This is a genomic window from Tardiphaga robiniae (genome assembly GCF_013359755.1).
GTDB lineage: Bacteria > Pseudomonadota > Alphaproteobacteria > Rhizobiales > Xanthobacteraceae > Tardiphaga > Tardiphaga robiniae.
In genome coordinates, this window is sequence record NZ_JABMCJ010000078.1 from 146,243 (window position 1) to 163,869 (window position 17,627).

The window sequence follows — 17,627 nt, forward strand, 5'->3', positions numbered from 1 at the left end:
TTTTCAAAGACGTTGGAGGAATCGATCGATAGCCGGCGAACTCAACGGAGCGAACAGATCTTGTCTGGTATCGGTGTTCGCATTGATGCCGACAACACCGAGCATAGGATAGGCGCCGTACCAGACGATGGTTTCCACCTGGCTCTGCCGCACATAGGCCTTGAACGGCCTCGCATCCTGCGCGCCTTGCCAGAACAGAAAACGCGTGGGCGGAAAACCGTAGCGTTTCCCTGCCGCGTTCACGAACGTATTGGTCCAGATCGCATTCAGCCCCTTCACGGCGGCCAGATCGATGAACTCGTTGAGGTAGCTCTCCCAGGCACCGCCGAAATTGTCGAGAAATAGCAGACGCCGGCCACCATCGATCAGCACCCAGCGCGCCGAGAGGATGGTTGGGATGCCGCCAAGCTCACCCTTGTTGAACCAGAATTTCGCGAGAACATTGACGGCGAACAGGACCAGTCGAAGGATCCAGTATCGAAGGACACCCGGCTTTACACAGGTGATGCTGGCCAGATGATTCTGGTACCGGTTAATTCCGGCTTCCTCGCGCGCATATTTGCGCGCGTTGTCGCGAGCCCGGATCAAAAGACCTGCGGGATGTTCAAACGTCGTCCTGTCGCGATACTCGAGTGCCCCAACCACGCACAGAGCCAGCAGTCCGACGAGATAGCCGGCCATCACGCCGCTCCATCCCAACAGAACCATCAGAAGCCAGCCGTAAGTGAGCGATCTGGCCATTCCAGCCACGTTGCTGATGACCGTTTCCGGCAGCAGCGCTGCAACGAGCAGGACGCCGACCGAGACCAGAAGGAACATGGCGAACTGGATGACGTCCAATGCCATACGCCGCAGATTCTCGCGCGTCTTGCTGAGAGGCTGAAGCTCGACCATCAACTGCAGCGATGTCGTGCAATACCAGCCGAGGAGCAACAGCACCCCAATGCAGACAAGCTGGAACATGACCACCAGCACCGCACCCAGCGACATCAGGATCCCACTCGGACCATCCACCAATATCCCGGCCCATGTCGGTGATCTGTCAACGCCGGAGATGACCGCGAGCGTGACAACACCGATGAGCACACCGAGCAGCGCGTATCGTGTAACGACCGCCAATTGCAGCGGAAAGCGCCAGAACAGATGCTGGTCGCGGGTATTTTTGCTCGCACTTCGGAGAAGAAGTTCTGCCGCCCGGACCACCAGCCACATCACGCTCAATAACATCAAGCCGGTCAGCGTTGCCGGCTGTATGACTTCGGTGAGCTGTGAGACCCACGGCAATGCCGATACCTTTGTATCGAGATGCTGCGTTGCGTGACCGACCGTCTCAAGCCATAGCGGCAACACCGCGTAGAGCGCTGACGGTCGATAGCCCAAAGCCCAGCACACGAGTGCGCCCAGAGCGCATGCCAGCAGCGCAACGACGATACCAGCCGCAACAGCGATCTGGGTTCGAAGCGTCATCTGCCATGGCAATTGCGCCGGCTGCTCTGCCCAGCGATTGTCGGCACTGCCGCGAATGCACTCTCGTGTCACGAGATCGAGCAACCCCGCCGGGCGACCGGGCAAGATCGCATCGACGAGAAATCGCGCCGAAAGAAACGACACGATTCCCTTCCGAACGCTGTTCTCGCCTTTGACCTGCACCACCGTGCGGCCAGGACTGCCACTAAAGAACGTATTCGCACCGACGTCATGGCGCTCCCAATACTCCCGGACCAGATTTGGGGTCGTTGTTCCTGACAAGGGATAGCCGACACACCGGCGGTAGACCTCGTCGAAACCAATTGGTGCATACTTTAACAGCTCATCCAGAAAACCCGCTCTCGGGCCATCGAACGTTGCCTCGAATACGAGACAAGGCCCGCCCCCGTCGGCAGCGTCCAGGATGACAAAACTACAAAAATGCAGACCTGCAATCTTGTCGAATGGAAACAATGGGCGGCACTCAAGAAACGCTGCCTCACCGCCAAACTGCGGGTCGGCATTGTCGCGAAGATAGCCCCTGCACCATTCAACTTTGGACGGTTCGATCGGCGTGATGATCGTTGTGAAATTCGGATTCAATGGACGGGCTCCGATCCATTCGCATTGAACGTCACGCGCAGCGAGCAAGGTGCTGGCCCGTCATAGCCGACCTGACCGCCCTGTCCGGGCGCGCGCGCCAGACCCGGCAGGCGCATCAGCGCGCGGACGATCTCCAGCATGACCACGTCAGCAATGTATTTGCCGAAACAGTGGCGCGGCCCGAAACCGAAATGAAAGTAACTCTCGATGGGACGATCGCGAAATGTGAGCGGGTCTGGAAATGCTTCGGAATCGAACATGGCCGCCAGCGGCGGTGCCAAGACAAGCGTCCCGGCAGGCACCCGCCGGGCCCGCGGGGTGCCGTTGGCGATGATCGTATCACGCGGGCATGTTCGCACCAGCAAAGGCAGCATCGGACGAAACCGCATGGCTTCATAGATGCAGCCACGTAACGCCTCCCGCGCCGCTGCGAGCTGGCCATTCGGCGCATCAGCGGCGACCGATCCTTGATCGGTGTGGATCGCACGCTCGAGTGCAGCGGACAGTGCCTGAGCATGCGCCAAAGCCCCGGCCTGCTCCAGCAACTGATCCACGGCATGGGTGACACCGCGGATAATGGTGGCTCCGCCCGTCGCAACCAGCCCGGTCAGATAGCAGCGAATCCATTCCTCATCAAACCAGGGCGGGTTGCCCGGCTGACCATGGCGGCGCTGCAACCGTGCCAGCAGGCTGTGAGCTGGAATGGATGGGTGCGATGCAGCGGCAGTAGTGGGGCCGCCGGATCCAAGCTGCTGCGTCAGTTGACAGGTCAGATCTGCGATATCGGCGCGAGACCGGCTCCACGGAAGCGAACCAACTGGCGGGTTGACCATAATGATGCCGGCCAGATTCCGCATGACGCCTGCCATTCGCTGCCGGTCTCCATTCAGTGGAGGGACGCCAAAGTATTCGGCCAGGACGGCAACCATCACCGGCTCCGCCAGATCGGCGACAACGTCGATCTGGCCCGAGTCCTTCAATGCCTCGATGCAGGACTGGCAATTCTCGGAAGCGATCGTCCGGATGAGCCGGGCATCAGTCTTCTCGACCACGCTCTGCAGCATTTCCCTCTCGCGGGCATGCTGCTCTCGCCCATCGACCGTCATCAGAAACGGTCCCCAGGGCATTCCGGGCTCGATGGTGTCGCCCAGTTCAAAGTCGTCGAAGCGTTCGAGCACCTCGCGTACATCGCTGGCTTTTGTCGCCACAAGGACGTTGCCGACGATCGTGATGGGCCGCACGACGCGCAGCACCGCGAAGACCGCCTTGAACAACCGAAGATGGGAGAGCACGTGGCAGGACAGCCGATATTTGACGAGCTCGCCCCACATACGCAGGCGGCGTCCGAAGCGATCCACAGCGCTGGCGCCACCTGGATCGAGTCCATTGGGATCAGCCAGCTTCGAGCCGGATATGCCGGTTGCCGACTGATCCGGCGTATCGTCGCCGACCACCTGATCCCGGAATAGTTTCAATGAATGTTGATCCTGGCCGTCTGCCGGCAGCACCAGATCCTTGGTCTCGCGAATCCCATGCATCGGTGCGCCTATTCGGCTTGGGTTGGAGTGCTCAGCAATAGAACAAGAGCGTTTGTAGTTGTAGAACTATCTATATTCCATCGAAGATAGCTCGCCAAAACTAGGATTGTTATCATACTTGCAAGCCGCAACAACCAGCCGCTGGCCAGCGCCATCATGGCCGACACGTTAGCTGCCGCATTTCCCCGCGTCAGTGAACTAGATCACAGACAGCCGTCCATTCATTCGCATAGTAGCCTTATGGAGGCCAAATGCGACCAACGACAACACAACAACTTGCCATCGAAGCCATGCTCAACAGTCTGCTGGGGCCGCGTGTTTACGACCGCTTGTGCCTGGGTATGAAAGTCGGAGGAATGGATGAGGACGTCCTCTACGTCTTTGTCTCCAATGAAGCCTGCGCAGCGGAGATCGAAGCGGTTCACACGGATGATTTTGCCCTGGCCGCCGAACACGTGCTGAATCAGCCCGTCCGCTGCGTGAACGTCATCCCATACGATTTCTCGGATCTATCGAGCCCATAGCGGGCGCGCCTCACCTTTAGGGGGAACCAACCCTTCGCGTTAGCGAGCTCACTGTCGCCACACGCAGACGAGCCGCCCTTCGGGATGGGGGCTCCCACCTGTCCGGCGTCTAGAAGCTTTTTATCGGGTTGCCGAGCAGCACCGTGACAGCCAACACTACAACGATGCCGTAGAGGATAAACACCCCGAGCGTGAGGCGTCGGTAAATGCGGCGATAGGTTTGCTCCAATTCGTCGACGGATGCCATGCCGAATACCTCCTGATACCCGGCCACTAATGGACCAAGCACCAGCGAAGTCATGTGAACCACATCACACCTTGAGCGGGCTCCCCGGCTCATCGAGGGTCGCGGGCTCGGCTTCGGCAACAGCCGCTAGCGCCTTCGGCTTAAGGACGGCGATACTGCCCGGCTCAAGACGGATCCACCCTTTCAAGGACCAGGCACGAAGTTGCTTGTTGATGCTTTCTCTGGTCACTCCGACCATCTCACCGATCTCTTGTTGAGTCACGAGAAACGGACGACCGACGTCAGCAGGCTCGTGTTTCGCGGCCAAGCCGATCAGCAGGTTCGCCAGCCGCGCAGGTAGATCCTGTAAAATGACATGCTCGACTTGCTCACTTGTCCAACGCAGACGGGCGCAAAGCAAGTGAATGAACTTCACGGCCAGCGCCGGTTGGGATTCGATAAATGGAAAGAAGTCGCGCCGATCGATCACAATAAGCTCGCAATTGGTGTGAGCGATCGCATCGGCCGTTCGCGAAAGCCCATCGAGCAAGGCGATCTCCCCGAATATCTCACCTTTCGTCACAAGATTAAGGATAGCACTGCGTCCCTCAGATGAGGCGACGCTCATCTTGACAGCGCCGCTCACCACGACGAAGAGACTATTGCCGGGATCTCCTCTCACAAAGACGGTCGCCCCGCGTTTGAACTTTCGGAAGCTCGCATACTGGCATAGTTGATCTAATGCCTTGGCGTCGAGATCAATGAAAAATGGATGACTGCGTAGTATCGACAATCGGGGATTGATCTGAGAAACGCCTCGCGCCATCACAAGTGCTGCTCCATGCCAGAAATATTCAAAACAAGGCTAGACACATTGGTAGTGTGACGAAGCCCCTCTCAAGAGTCATAGCCTGCCATGAAGACTTTAAGAAGTGACGCAGGATTTATCGCGAATAATGGCAGAAAACGACGAGGAGTTTTGCACTGACACCAATGATTTCTTTGCGCCCAGAAGCTGCCATTCGAAGTCAGCCGGCGAACTGTATAAGAAATGCGTATTTCTTATACAGTTCGCGCTTCGGATATCTTCTTGTTTCTTTCTTATACAGCCGGCTGCACGCCCAAGGATTGGATAGAAAAATGCAGTTTCTTATGCAGTTGACCAACGGAAAGCAGCTCTCACGCCAGATATCTAGAACTTAGGCCGGGCGTAGCTGGCTGTTGTAAAGCCTCAGTGTAAATGTATGCTCGACTTGCTTCTCGGAATCTCCGCCGACCACCATGTTGTCCGGCACCTTGCCGTATCCCCACTCCCACAGAAGCTTGCCCCACTTGTCGTCGCCCTGGAGGGCTTGGAGCAGGCCGACGATGATGGTCGTCTGTAAGGGCTTCTTATCGTTATCGACTGCTTTCTTGATGGTGCCCGCAATGGCGGGCGGCAGTAGTTCTTCGCCTTCGAGTATCCGGCGAATCTGGGGCTGGAAAACTAAAGATGCAGCCGTTTAAGAAGCCGCCTTCCGTTGCCAAGCCGGCGCTATACACGCGCAAAATATGAATAGCTGAAGCACTCCGATTTCTTTGAACTTGGCGCTCGCTGTCAAGGGCTGTAGCGCCTAACATAATGCGACGCTGGAAACGGGATGCCGACCCGATCACGATGTCGCTGAAACACCGCATGTTGAAAAGTGGGGCGTTGTCGAGGAGCACCGGCGGAGAGCCAGCGGTGGCGCTCTGGCGCGAGGATGCCGAGCGATGCACGACTCCTGAATGAAGTTATCCGGAAGGCCTGACCCACAACGTGTGAATTCGGCACGCAGACTCTATGCGTTCGCGGCTACCAACGCGACAGGAGCATAGATCCGATCGCCGACGTCCGCCCAAGCGTCACACGCTTATTTGGCGAATATTCGACAGATTTTATGATAGGCACGTAAGCGATTGAAATCATTGGCGCTCCGTAAGGAATTGCGTGATCTTAATTAGATCAAGCACTTAGCTGAATTGTTGGGACATTGCGGCACCATTGATCTGCAATGTGTTTTGGGCCTCTGTCCCAAATGCATTTGGCCAATAGACTAGCCTAGCATCGCTTGAAACAACTTCTGCCGTACAGCAGGCCGATCGTTTTACCCCGCACCCCATCTGGAAGGGCCGTCGAGCGTCGAAGGTTGAAAAATCAGTTCGCACAGCAGCATAACATCAATCGACCGATACGAAGCAGCACCCCCTGCGACTGAATATTTTGCACCAGATTTTGGCGAGGCTTGTTGCAAGCACAGCGCCAAGAACATAGTTACTCACGGGCTAGGAATGAATCGACCGAGAATCGATCGCAACCATGTAGGCATGTATGCCCCGAGAACGTGCCCGCGCAGCCGGATGGCAAGCCCGCGAGCGTGGTAGGCGACAGTGATCTTTTCGCGGCGTTTCAGGCATAGGGCGAGCTTAACGCGGTCAAGACTTGGCAGGAAAGGGCGTTTGCCGGCGCGATGACGACGAAGGGTTTCGAGAAGGTGCGGCATTTGAGCGGGCAACGATACTTGCATCTGAAATTGAAGCACGTGCCGCAGATGCCGAATCGCGATCGGCCGGCAGGCGATGCGCCGGTCGATGACGACGTGCCTTTCGAACAGCTGTCACACCCCCCTCGACGCCCGCATTAATCCGCTTCTTGCTTGTTTTGCGGCCGGTTGAGGCGATTTGCGGCGCGCGGGGCATGTAGGCATGTAGGGTCCATGTAGGGATTTTCGTTCGCCTACATGCCGAAATTCACTAGGCAGCACAGAAGCTTATCGAGGATCATGTAGGGCATGTAGGGTTTTTCCCGCGCACACGTATGCAAATTTGAAAACAGGAGCTTTTCACCCTCTTTCTAATTTTTCCATACGTAATACGACCCTTAACCCTACATACCCTACATAAATTCATGTAAGTAATTGAATAGATTTAACAAAAACGGCATGTAGGCGAACGAAAATCCCTACATGGACCCTACATGCCTACATGCTCGGAACAGTTCAGGGGTTTGAAGCGATCAAAAAAATATCGCCTTGAAAAGCTGGTTTGCTGGGCGCTGCGCGACGAGTTGCCGAAAGGCCGCCCGGCGTCTGACGATCGCGGCCGCGTGATCGTCAAACGGTTTGATCGTCGCCCGATGTCGATCGCGACCGGCGCGCGGCCTGAGATTGATACGCTCGGATATGTGCCCGGCGCGCCGCACGAGGGTGCCGAGCGCGTTGCTGATACCGTCGCGCGCCTCTGACGGTCGCGCGCTTTGAAGGCATCCACGACGCGCGCAAGCTTATACGCGATATGTTGCCGGTTATCGAGGTCGCGACGCTGCGCGAGATCGCAGCCGTTACGCCTAACCCGCAGGCGCTCGTCATGTCGTGCGACATCGGCAACCGCCGGCCGGGCTGGGATTTCGCGCCGCGCTGCTCGTCAGCGCAAGCGCCGCATCGTGACGGCCGGGGCGCGCTGCGCTCTCGGCCTGTCGTCGAGGGCGTCGACGATGCCGGCGCGCTCGTCGAGTTGAAGCCGAACTGCGGCAAGGCCGCAATGAAGCGCGGGCCGTATGACTTGCACCGCGAACCGCGTCAGCCGCTCAACTGGCGCGCCGGGTCACCGCTCTCGATCAGCGCGGCGCGCGCTGAATACTTCGCATGGCAAGACGCACTCGTGCGGCTCGTCGCTATGCTGCGCGGCGCGCTCGTCGAATATGAGCCGGTTGCGCCGACGGCGGTCGCGTTCCCGTGGATCGACGGGCAACCGACTTCGCGCGTGCTATCTGACGGTTTTCCCGATGGTCTGTTGACGGTGTCGCTCGGCCTCGGCCGACTCGCCCGGCGACTCCGCGGTCGTATGAAACCAATCTTGAGGTTGAAGCTCGGCGCGCAAATGAATTATCAGCGCGCTCGAATTCGTAACATCAAATCAGTGAGAGGGTACGTTTACGGTGAACGGGTCATGCGGCTAGAGATCGATCCGTCGGATACGCTGAGGCGGGGCAAGGGGCTTGATAGATCGGTGCGCGATGATTGCGCGCGGTCTTGCCGCCCGCGCCGCTTTGCCTGCGCCCCTCCTAGCCTCGCCGATCGCCGCTCCCCGCATGGGACAAAGGGTCCTTCCCAAGGGTGGGGGGCGCGCGCAGCCGCCGCAGCCCGAACTTTTTCCAGTTTTGCAGTTCGAAAACCACGGTTGACCGAGTTGACGCAATCGCAGATCGGTTGACGCTTCCAATGCCCCCTTGCGACACGTCTGAGCGGAGCGGCGTGATTTGTCCCACGCAATCGAGTATCCGCGTCCCGCGCACCCGAATCTTACATGGGCCGGGGACACGTTCTGTCGAGCGGCCATCGATCGGTCGGCCCAACCCACGGGCACTCGCCCCCTTTGCCGTCAGGCGCACATCTGCCATACTTCGCTCGTCAGGTGGGGGATAGTTGATGTATGAACTTATTAAAAAACAAATTGCGTCCGATTATTTTCAAGCACGATTTGCCAACGACGGACAACGCTTTGTAGCTTGGTATCTGCGTAATATCCTTTTCCGGGACATGAACGAAACGCGCGACGATATCACGGACGGTAGCAACGATAAGCAGATCGACGCGATCGTCATCGATAATGAGAAAGCCCTTGTTCACATCGTACAAGGCAAGTTTATTCAAGGTCAGACCGTCGATGCGGAGCCTTTGCGCGAGGTACTTTCCTCATGGCTTCAGCTTAAAGATTTAGCTCGCCTCCAAAATGTAGCAAACCCGAAACTTCAGCGTAAGCTCTCGGAATTAGCGGCCGCACTTGATGAGGATTACGAAGTTTCGTTCGAACTGATTGTGACAGGTTCGCTGACGGACGCCGCGATGCACGACCTAGATACATTTCAGAAAGAGCTTGCTCGATTAAATGAAACTGAAGACTTTGATGCAGCTATTCACGTCATCGACAACGACGAACTTCGGCGGCGGTACGAATACGCCATTGAGACCGACAACCCGAGTATCAATTACACCCTTCAGTTGGAAGGCAGTAAGTACATGTATCACGAGGTGGCGGGAACGCCGGTCGTGATCGCTGCCGTTCCGCTTAAGGAGTGTGTGAAGCTCCCCGGTATCAAGGATGGAAGTCTATTTCAAAAAAATGTGCGACAAAGCTTGGGGTCGAGCAATGCTGTGAATAAGGGCATTCGCAGCACCATACTCGGCGACAAACGATCAGACTTCTTTTTCTTTCACAATGGCGTAACGGCGTTGTGCAATAAGATGACACTCGAGGGCCACACTTTGTCGTTACGCGGTCTTAGCGTTGTGAATGGATGCCAGTCTCTTAACACGATACTTTCTTGCAGTGAGACTGTGAAAAAGCATGACGACGCCTTTATTCTTTTCCGCTTCTATGAAATTCCGCAGCGAGACCGTGCGGACAAGATTTCAATTTCGACAAATTCTCAGAGTGCGGTGAAGGCGCGAGATTTACGAAGCAACGACAAACGCGTGCTCGCGATCAAAAAAGCTTACGAGCTTCGATATCCCAATGGTGCTTTCATTTGTAAGCGGGGGGAAACGGCAACGCCCGAGAAGGACGAGACCTTAGTTGTCGATCTTTCCGGCTTCGCAAAGAACCTGATTGCTTGGCATTCGCAGCGGCCCAATCTCTCTTACGGAGAGACGAAGATCTTCGACAAATACTTTGAGACGCTTTTCAAGAACAAGGACTACGCACCTGAGAACGTCCTAGCGCTCACCACGTGGATGAACGCCGTAATGGTGACCTGGGTCAATTCAAACCCGCTCGGTTTGAACGAAACCTTGCTCGCCATGAAGGCATACGCTCCGTACCATCACCTCTATGCCATAGGTATGTGTTTTTCGATCATGAATAACCATGCCGAACGTGTTCCCATCCCTAGTAAGGCGTATGATGTAGCTGCCTCCCAAGGCATGGTGAGTGAAATCGTGAAGATCGCGGGCGTCAGTCTCAATATGGCTCTCGAAGCCGCCGCCAACGAACCGCAGCCCGCTAATCGTGTATTCAGTCCACAAAACTGGGTAAAAACGAAAACCTGCCTTGCCGGCATCAATGGAGCGATTCGTAACTACTCCAATATGCTTCAACTGATGCCAGGAGGGGCCGATATCAAGAAGAAGTTAGCCGAGGCCACGCAACTTAAGCCTGAGGATTTCGAGTATCGTTGGTCTGCAGACTAGGCGCGAGGCGTTTTACAAGGCGTCCTCAAGCATTTGACTCTGTACCTTTCGGCTAGACTTTGGCTTCTTCAATTGCTGTTGCAAACGAGACAAGCTCGCTGGCCTTCGCGTACGTCATGGGGGAGCCGCACCGATCGTGCGCCCTTCGTGTCATGGTATCCGACATCCCGTCGATAGATGCCAGTACGCAAGTGGCACTTCCGCTACGTGACCGGCGGCTTGCGAGCAAGCAAGTCATACTCGTCCAGTCGCTGCGCGCGTTGCGTCACCCTCAACACGACCGGTTGCCGAAGGGGTGATTGCACGGATGAGCCAGCTCAAACCTAAACTGCCTGAAGAATCAAAGAGCGTGCGCCAACGTCCGTTTCGCGTGAGGGGCGGCCATTCCGTTATCACTGCCCTGCACCCCGCTGGCCTCATTACGCTGCAATTATGTGGCGAGTTCTTGCGTCGCCAGCGGGCAGCCAAACTTGCATTCAGCAGATCTCGCATGCGGTTTCGTCGCAACAACCATGATCAACATCATGACCCCTGCGACCACAACACCCGGCCAGACTAGGTCCGGCTCCGGCAGCGGAGGCGACTCCCGATCGCTGGGAGAAAACCGGCGATGTAGGATTCGCGCGAGGAAGCAAATGGCGACGGCCAGGTACGCGAATGTCACATAGGACAGGAAAGTTGGCCAATTTGGACCAGGCAACGGTCCAAGGCTCCATGGGATCTTCAGGCGGTGGCCCATCCAATCACGAAGGAACTCGCCGACAATATCTCCGTCCCACTCCAACCGTTCGCCGTAAAATATTGAGATGGCATAGAGGACATTGGCGCCCGCCCAGCATATTAAAAGCGTGACCATCCACATTCGAGCGACTTGCTGATAGTTGCCCCTGGCGCGCTTGATAATCACAATCACGATGCCGGCGGTCGCAGAGCCGGCGATCAACAGTAGAACGATGGAACTCAACGATAGCAAGGCGGCTACCATATAGTCATCCGAATTCAAGCCGCCGGCAATTCGCGTCAGCAATACGTATTGCAGCGGGACAATCAGCCAAATCAGCTTCGCAAAAAAATCCTCAACCTTCGCGTTTTCCACCACCCAGTAAGCCGGAAAATTCAGCGGCCATTTGCGCATCTATTGTCTCCACGTGACGCGGCGCGCCATATCGACCGTCACCTCCCGCCCTCGCAGTCGCTTGATCCAGATCGTCGTCGCTTGCGGGCGCCAGCTGATATCCGATTGCGCCAGATCAGACCGCGTCAGCGTCGGCCCGCTGAAGCCAAAACAGGCCACCTCCTGGGGATTGTGATAAGCAAATTCTGACGAAAGACCGGCATAGCGGGTTGTCGATGCCTCCGCCTTCGACATAATCGAATAACGGGAAAGCTTACGATCCCTTCTGGCCACTCCTTCGAAGCCATAAATACTGTTGAGATCGCCCATAGTCCTGCTGGCGGTACTGATGCAGTTCTGCTGAGCACCGGGAGGATTCTGTATCTTGAAGTGGAAATAGCGGCCAAACTCCCAAGCGCCGCGCCTGCCGTTGTGATAATCGATATAGTCGTCCACGCTGACCCGTGGACCATCTGGCGAGATCTCGAGCAGGGCGTTCGGCGAGCATTGGGTTCTGATGGCTGGCCGCCTGATCAAGGCGAGATCGGCTCCATCGATATCAAGCGCCTGGGTTTGGGTACGAACATGCCAGACTCCCTCTTCGTTCGCCGGCACCGGGTCGGGAACGTAGTAGAATTTCGCGCCAGGATCGAAAACGTTGATGCCATTGACACGACTGATACAGAGATTTGAATCGGGCCCGCAGCCACCCGTTCCCTTCACTTTGGTCTCGCCCGGCGAAAACATGGGGTAAGCGAGATAGAGTCCCCTGCGCCCATCGCGTGTAAGGCTGCCGCACACCGCCGCATCCTCTAAAGATTGGCCATACGCCGGAACGGCAGCGCCGAGCACGATCAACAGGCACCCAAATTTAGCCGCGTATTTCATTGCCGCACCCCATTCATTAGTCCAGTGGGAAGGATTTCGAACCCGATGCCGTAAACTCTGCCGTCCAGTTCATTCGTTGCGCCTTGGCGACCTGCGGAAAGAATTGCGTGACTGGACGGCCGCCGAAGACTTCTTGTCGGTTGCAGAGCTCTTCTTGCTGTAAGCCAGTACGGCATCCATGAACCGCTCTACATCCGTGTAGCTGCGCTGGCTGCCGCCATCGAGAGTCTGAATGATGTGCTCGCCAAGCGCCCGATATGCTTCGAACTGCGACTCGCCGAAGAACTGGTCACCCGTAGGCTCGTGCGGAAAAGCAGGGTTGGCTTCAGCATAGCTCCGCACGGACGGCGGCTCAGTTCCTTGATAGCTCGGCTTGATGTAAAGCAACCTGCCGACCGGCGCGTCGGCCTCCGGATAGATGATCCGGGCTGTCGCGAAGTACGCTCCGGTTACGGGTGGATTCCTTCGTGCCGGAATGCGTAACCCGTCAAACTCGACTCTCACATTGAGGTCGATCGAAATCTTGCGCACCGCGTTGCCGAGATCTTCGAAGGTGATGTCGGGGTCGCATCCGGCGTCGCTGAGCACAATGAAACGACATCGTCGCTGAATCATCTCGTAGAGGCCAAGATTTTCGAAATGACCGCCATCGGACAGATAGACGTAACTTCTTTTTTCCGTCGTCAATCCGAGCGCCTCGATTAGGATGGGCCAGGCCGAGAAGCGCGGCCCCGACTTCTGGTAGATATTAGCGCCGGCCGGCCCCGGATTGCCGAGCCAGGCCCCAAGGCGAACGTTGAAAAAGGTAAGCAGCACGCTCAATGCGGACGACGAATGGTACCCCATGTTTGAACTGACGGCGGCCCCCGATATGGTCATCGCCGTCCCGAGCGTGATGCGGTCGCTGTACTCGCTCGCCAGACGATAATGACCCTTCCACTCGTTGAGCGCCCGCGCGCCCACCGTGCGCGACGTGATTGTCAGCGACAGTGCCTTTCGCTCCTGCCATGCTAGCTCCGAGGAGCGCAGAACGTTCAGCGAGCAATTGACGACAAGAAAATGCGGAGGGATGCCGGCCTTATGCTTATTTGGCCAGAGATCACAAATATATTCATTATCCTTCTCATCAAAACCTGTGAGCGGGTTTGGCATTCTTTCGGCCGACGCTCGGGAGGCGCCCAGAAACGCGCGTATCAGCCGGTTTCGATACAGGCCGTGTAGAGAGAAACGGTTCGTATTGATCCTGTAGGAGGCCCCCAACAGGACGGTCAGGCAGATCGCCAGAACAATCGAAAGCCGCAAGAGAAGGCTCATGTCCGGTGCGGCAGCCGTCAAGCGGTCAATGCCCCACTCACTAACTTTCATTTCATAGAACAGCGCATTTCCGGCGATAAGCCAGTCAACTCCAGCCGAGAGGAAGCTGATCGTGATGATCAAGAACACGGGCATGGCTACGGCCAAAATGGCCGCCGACGACCAGTTCTTCCAGGTGTCATATCGCTCGCGAATTGTCGCTGCTGTCGCCGACGCCTTGCCCAGCCATGCGACGATCACGGCGGTGAGACCACCAGTGCCGCCAAGAGTCGGCAGCAACAAGCTGTACCATTTCGGCTCCTTGGCCATATGGAAGATGGCGTACGACCCACCGAACACCAGCAGCATCAGCAGCATCCAGGCGACCGACGTACGCCCGTGATATCCTTCCGCCGTCGCTAACCACTCACGTTCCCCGTCGCTCCATTTGGAATCGCTGCTAAGACCAATATAGATCATTTCGCCCAAAAAGCAGGCGGCAATCATGATCGGCGGACCAAAGAAGAGAATGACCGATGCTCGCAGCGCCGCATTGCAAACTCCGGCAGTCCAGTAGAATGCCAGTCCGAGGACCATGCCGATTACAGCACCGGACAAAGTGAAAAAAATCACTGACCAGATTGCGTCACTTGTTCCCGCTCGTACTGTCGACCGAGTCGAAATTTCTGATTCGTTCGGTGGCCTAGACATAAAGAATGCGATCATCCAGGCGATGAAGCTGACTGCGGCAACAATCCCTGCCGGAAACAGTATTGCATCGCCAAGCAGCACGGCTTTCCGAGCTGCTTCGGTCTGCACTCCCGGATAGTAAGCCTCATCACCGAGCGATAGTGCCGCACAGTTCGAGACACCTCCGTCCAGGAATTTCAGAGCGGCAACGCTCGTGGCCAAGCCTGCAATCAGCATCGGCCATTTCTGCCAAGTCTGGAAGGCCTTGGGACCGCGCCTAATCTGGCTTTCCCAGCCGGGCCGTTGCCGAAGCGATTCCAGTGCCGCCAGTCCCATTACGGTGATCGCCAACATCAGCGAAGAAGAAATGATGAACTCTGTCTTGGGCAGCGCTCCAACGACCGCGACATACATCTTGGGAGCGACGATCGCGCAGAGCACGAGCGGGACGATGATCAGCCAGTTCAGAAACAGGTTGCGCACGTACAGCGCGAGCACCGTCAACGAATCGGCGGTGACAAGGCCGCGGTCCGGCGTCAGATAGCTGGTGTAGCGCCGCAGATATTGCAATGGTGACGTCTCGCCCGGCTTGAAATTCCCGACGAGGTCGCCGCAAACCGGTTCAAAGCCCTTGCGCTGCACCCAGGCGGTGAGAAAACTTCCGAGATAGCCACCACCGGAAACCGTTGAGAGATAGTCGAACCGATCCAGGATCTTTCGTCGGGCAAGGCCCTGCACCACGCCCAAGGCGAAGGCCGCACTGCGGATACCGCCACCGGAGAGACAAAGCGCAGACAAGTCCTGTAGGCCATGCGCCTTTTGGTAATAATCCCGAATTTTTTCTTCGGCATCCTTCGGATCGAGGGTCAGTGGTCCGGATGTGGCACATACACCGCCTTCCAGTATTATTCGCCGAAGCCCAATAGCCTTGAACTCATCCTGAAGGATGTCACCGGCGTCAGCCAGGAACGATTTGTCTTCTCCAATGACGGTTTCCGCGACGAAGGCAGTCGCCTTTCGCGCCGCTTCCTTTGAGGCGGTAAGCTTGTCTGAGAGTTGACGCTTCAGCTCATCCATCGTGGCTCTTCACCTATCTGCACCATGCGCACCCACCTTGAAGCAGCGATCCACATCAATGGTCTCATTGTCCATGTGTAGCTGGCTTGTCCGCCGCCTTCGACAGGAGATAGGTGGCGTGGCTGACCGCAAGCATGATCGCCATGGACGCCCCGACGGGCGGCAAGGTGGAAATCAGAATCTGGACATTCTGAATCGCCAGAATGATTTCTTGCGGCGCGAGATCGCGGACCGCGGCAAAGATCGCGTTTCCGTACGTCACTAGAAGTCCCGCCGTAATGAGCACCATCTGCACGCGCGAGATGTCGATCTTGTCCTTGTTGGCCTCCTCCTCGCCGAGGAACCAGTCGGCAATCGAACCACGATGCGCAGGATCGGCGCCGGCGATGGGAGATTTTAAAAAACCAACTCCGCCAATCTGCTGCGATCTACCCTCCGCTATCGCTGATGGCGATGAATCCGAGACATCGCCCTTGATCGACTTGAATAGGACTGAGACCGCTGTGGTGCCGAACGAGATGCCCAGCACGGCCCAAATTCCCTCGGGGATGTAGGGGAAGAATCCCTTTACCGCCGCATCGGGAAAGGAGGTGGCCTTGGCAAAGTACCTCACCAGTTCGGAAACCAGCCCGCCGTTGAAAATGGCAATGGCCATGACGCTAGTCAGAATTAAAATGGTCCAGAACGTGACCTGGGCGAGCGCCAGCGAATAGCGTCCGTTCGGGCTGATCAACGCGCCAAGCGGAGAACCGGTGACGCCTCTGCCCAGTCCGACCAGTACGAGCACGACCCCGAGCATCATTAGGCTCGATGGCATGCCGAGCGAAACGGCCTGCAGTCCGTCCGCCGGCACGTGCCATCCGAAAAGCCCGTTGCCGATGAACTGCGCCACCCGTCCGACGAAGGTGTCGGCCTTGATCACCAGCGATTTAGCCGAATAGGTCACCGCGTATCCGAGTAACTTCAGGCAAGGTACGTCGAGCTCTGGATTGTTGCGTTGCGGCTGCGCGAGCTTTCCGGTCTTGGCCAGCGCTTCTCGTGCGGCTTCTTCGCTGATGGCCCAGTCAGTCAGGTGCTTTACACAAGTCGATGCGTCCGCAGCAAAGTCAGCCAACTTTTTTTCGTAGATAGGTTTTCTTTCGGCCGCTGTTTTCTTGCTGTCTTCTTCCGTCAGACAATATTTCGATTGGTCTGCATCGGCACCGGCCGGGCACGACGAAGCGATGAAGGCACCAGCCAATCCGACCTGCCGGTTGCTCATCAGATCGTAGGCCTGACTGAAGCTGCTGGCAGTCCAGAGCAGGCTGAAGGAGGCGAGAAAAAACAACGCGCCGCCGAGCAACCCGATTCCCCAGTTCGGACTCCGATACCAGGGCCGCGGGCCTTCGGACACAACAACGCCGGAGCCGCTGTAGCCTGACACAAAGGGGAGTTCGTCGTCGGCGGGAGCCTTGGCAAATTCGAACAGCCGATAGGTTCGCGTATCGACGCCGGAACCGGCAACAAAATCACCTCCGGAAGTAACATTCGCGTCGAAAATCCAGCTGACGGATTTCGGCGGCACTTTGTCGCGCCGCGGTACGCCGTTCTCGTTGACTTCCCAGAGCACAGCGCGCGCCGGTAGCTCGATCTCGGGATGATAGGCATCCGCATTGATTGACTTCACCGCCGACGACACCGCGTTGTAGGCGGCCATCTTTACATCGTCGTTGGCCCGTGGCGCCAGGAGTTGCTTCAGTTTGCTGCCTAGACCGCGGCGTTGTGCTGTAGCAGCCAGCTTGGCGACCACGGAATGCAATCGTCGCAGCGTCTCATCGTTGCGATCCTTCGCTGCCAGCCCCGACGTCTCTCCCCATACGATCGCGAGCAATTCCTGATCGGCCATACCGTGTCCCCGGCGGGTTGAAATCGCATCTGAAAAAACTTGACGATGAAGCTTGGCAATGCGTCATCATTTATGATTGAATAAAAAATACAACTAAAAATTGTTGGCCTATTTCG

At 56.9% G+C, this 17,627-nt stretch carries 13 protein-coding genes; 5 read left to right on the forward strand and 8 right to left on the reverse strand.

All coding sequences use genetic code 11. From position 1 onward, the window contains the following. Nucleotides 1-3: 3 nt before the first annotated feature. Nucleotides 4-2,070: a hypothetical protein gene (locus HP556_RS10535; RefSeq protein ID WP_175366957.1), complete on the reverse strand. Its 2,067-nt coding sequence runs from the start codon at nt 2,068-2,070 to the stop codon at nt 4-6. Further along, entirely contained in the window at nt 2,067-3,344 is a 1,278-nt protein-coding gene (locus HP556_RS10540) for a cytochrome P450 (RefSeq protein WP_175366958.1), read from the reverse strand. The genes HP556_RS10535 and HP556_RS10540 overlap by 4 nt, the downstream gene beginning before the upstream one ends. Nucleotides 3,345-3,362: 18 nt before the next feature. On the opposite strand from HP556_RS10540, the gene HP556_RS10545 reads away from it, so the two are divergent. Continuing rightward, nucleotides 3,363-3,539 carry a hypothetical protein gene (locus HP556_RS10545; protein ID WP_175366959.1) on the forward strand — a complete coding sequence of 59 codons (177 nt, stop codon included), beginning with the start codon at nt 3,363-3,365 and terminating at the stop codon, nt 3,537-3,539. Between the two features lie 320 nt (nt 3,540-3,859). After that, entirely contained in the window at nt 3,860-4,132 is a 273-nt protein-coding gene (locus HP556_RS10550; protein WP_147421613.1) for a hypothetical protein, read from the forward strand. A gap of 109 nt (nt 4,133-4,241) precedes the next feature. Here the strand turns inward: HP556_RS10550 and HP556_RS10555 are convergent, their stop codons facing one another. Beyond that, on the reverse strand, nt 4,242-4,433 hold the full coding sequence (locus tag HP556_RS10555) for a hypothetical protein (RefSeq protein WP_175366960.1): 192 nt from the start codon (nt 4,431-4,433) through the stop codon (nt 4,242-4,244). 10 nt (nt 4,434-4,443) lie between these two features. Then, nucleotides 4,444-5,184, reverse strand: a complete 741-nt coding sequence (locus HP556_RS10560; protein WP_175366961.1) for a Crp/Fnr family transcriptional regulator — start codon at nt 5,182-5,184, stop codon at nt 4,444-4,446. Nucleotides 5,185-7,383: 2,199 nt separating this feature from the next. On the opposite strand from HP556_RS10560, the gene HP556_RS10565 reads away from it, so the two are divergent. From HP556_RS10565 to HP556_RS10575, 3 genes are all read left to right on the forward strand, one after another. Further along, on the forward strand, nt 7,384-7,620 hold the full coding sequence (locus HP556_RS10565; protein ID WP_175366962.1) for a hypothetical protein: 237 nt from the start codon (nt 7,384-7,386) through the stop codon (nt 7,618-7,620). Nucleotides 7,621-7,670: 50 nt separating this feature from the next. Then, nucleotides 7,671-8,588: a hypothetical protein gene (locus tag HP556_RS10570; protein WP_175366963.1), complete on the forward strand. Its 918-nt coding sequence runs from the start codon at nt 7,671-7,673 to the stop codon at nt 8,586-8,588. A gap of 215 nt (nt 8,589-8,803) precedes the next feature. Then, nucleotides 8,804-10,564 (forward strand): AIPR family protein, encoded by a 1,761-nt coding sequence (locus HP556_RS10575; protein WP_175366964.1) that lies wholly within the window; start codon nt 8,804-8,806, stop codon nt 10,562-10,564. 430 nt (nt 10,565-10,994) lie between these two features. Here the strand turns inward: HP556_RS10575 and HP556_RS10580 are convergent, their stop codons facing one another. The 4 genes from HP556_RS10580 to HP556_RS10595 all read right to left on the reverse strand — a co-directional run bounded on the left by HP556_RS10580 (nt 10,995) and on the right by HP556_RS10595 (nt 17,511). After that, complete coding sequence (locus HP556_RS10580; RefSeq protein ID WP_175366965.1) at nt 10,995-11,699, reverse strand: hypothetical protein; 705 nt, start codon at nt 11,697-11,699, stop codon at nt 10,995-10,997. Next, on the reverse strand, nt 11,700-12,566 hold the full coding sequence (locus HP556_RS10585; RefSeq protein WP_175366966.1) for a hypothetical protein: 867 nt from the start codon (nt 12,564-12,566) through the stop codon (nt 11,700-11,702). A gap of 69 nt (nt 12,567-12,635) precedes the next feature. Next, nucleotides 12,636-15,626 (reverse strand): patatin-like phospholipase family protein, encoded by a 2,991-nt coding sequence (locus tag HP556_RS10590; RefSeq protein ID WP_175366967.1) that lies wholly within the window; start codon nt 15,624-15,626, stop codon nt 12,636-12,638. 64 nt (nt 15,627-15,690) lie between these two features. Further along, on the reverse strand, nt 15,691-17,511 hold the full coding sequence (locus HP556_RS10595; RefSeq protein WP_175366968.1) for a hypothetical protein: 1,821 nt from the start codon (nt 17,509-17,511) through the stop codon (nt 15,691-15,693). Nucleotides 17,512-17,627 lie beyond the last annotated feature (116 nt).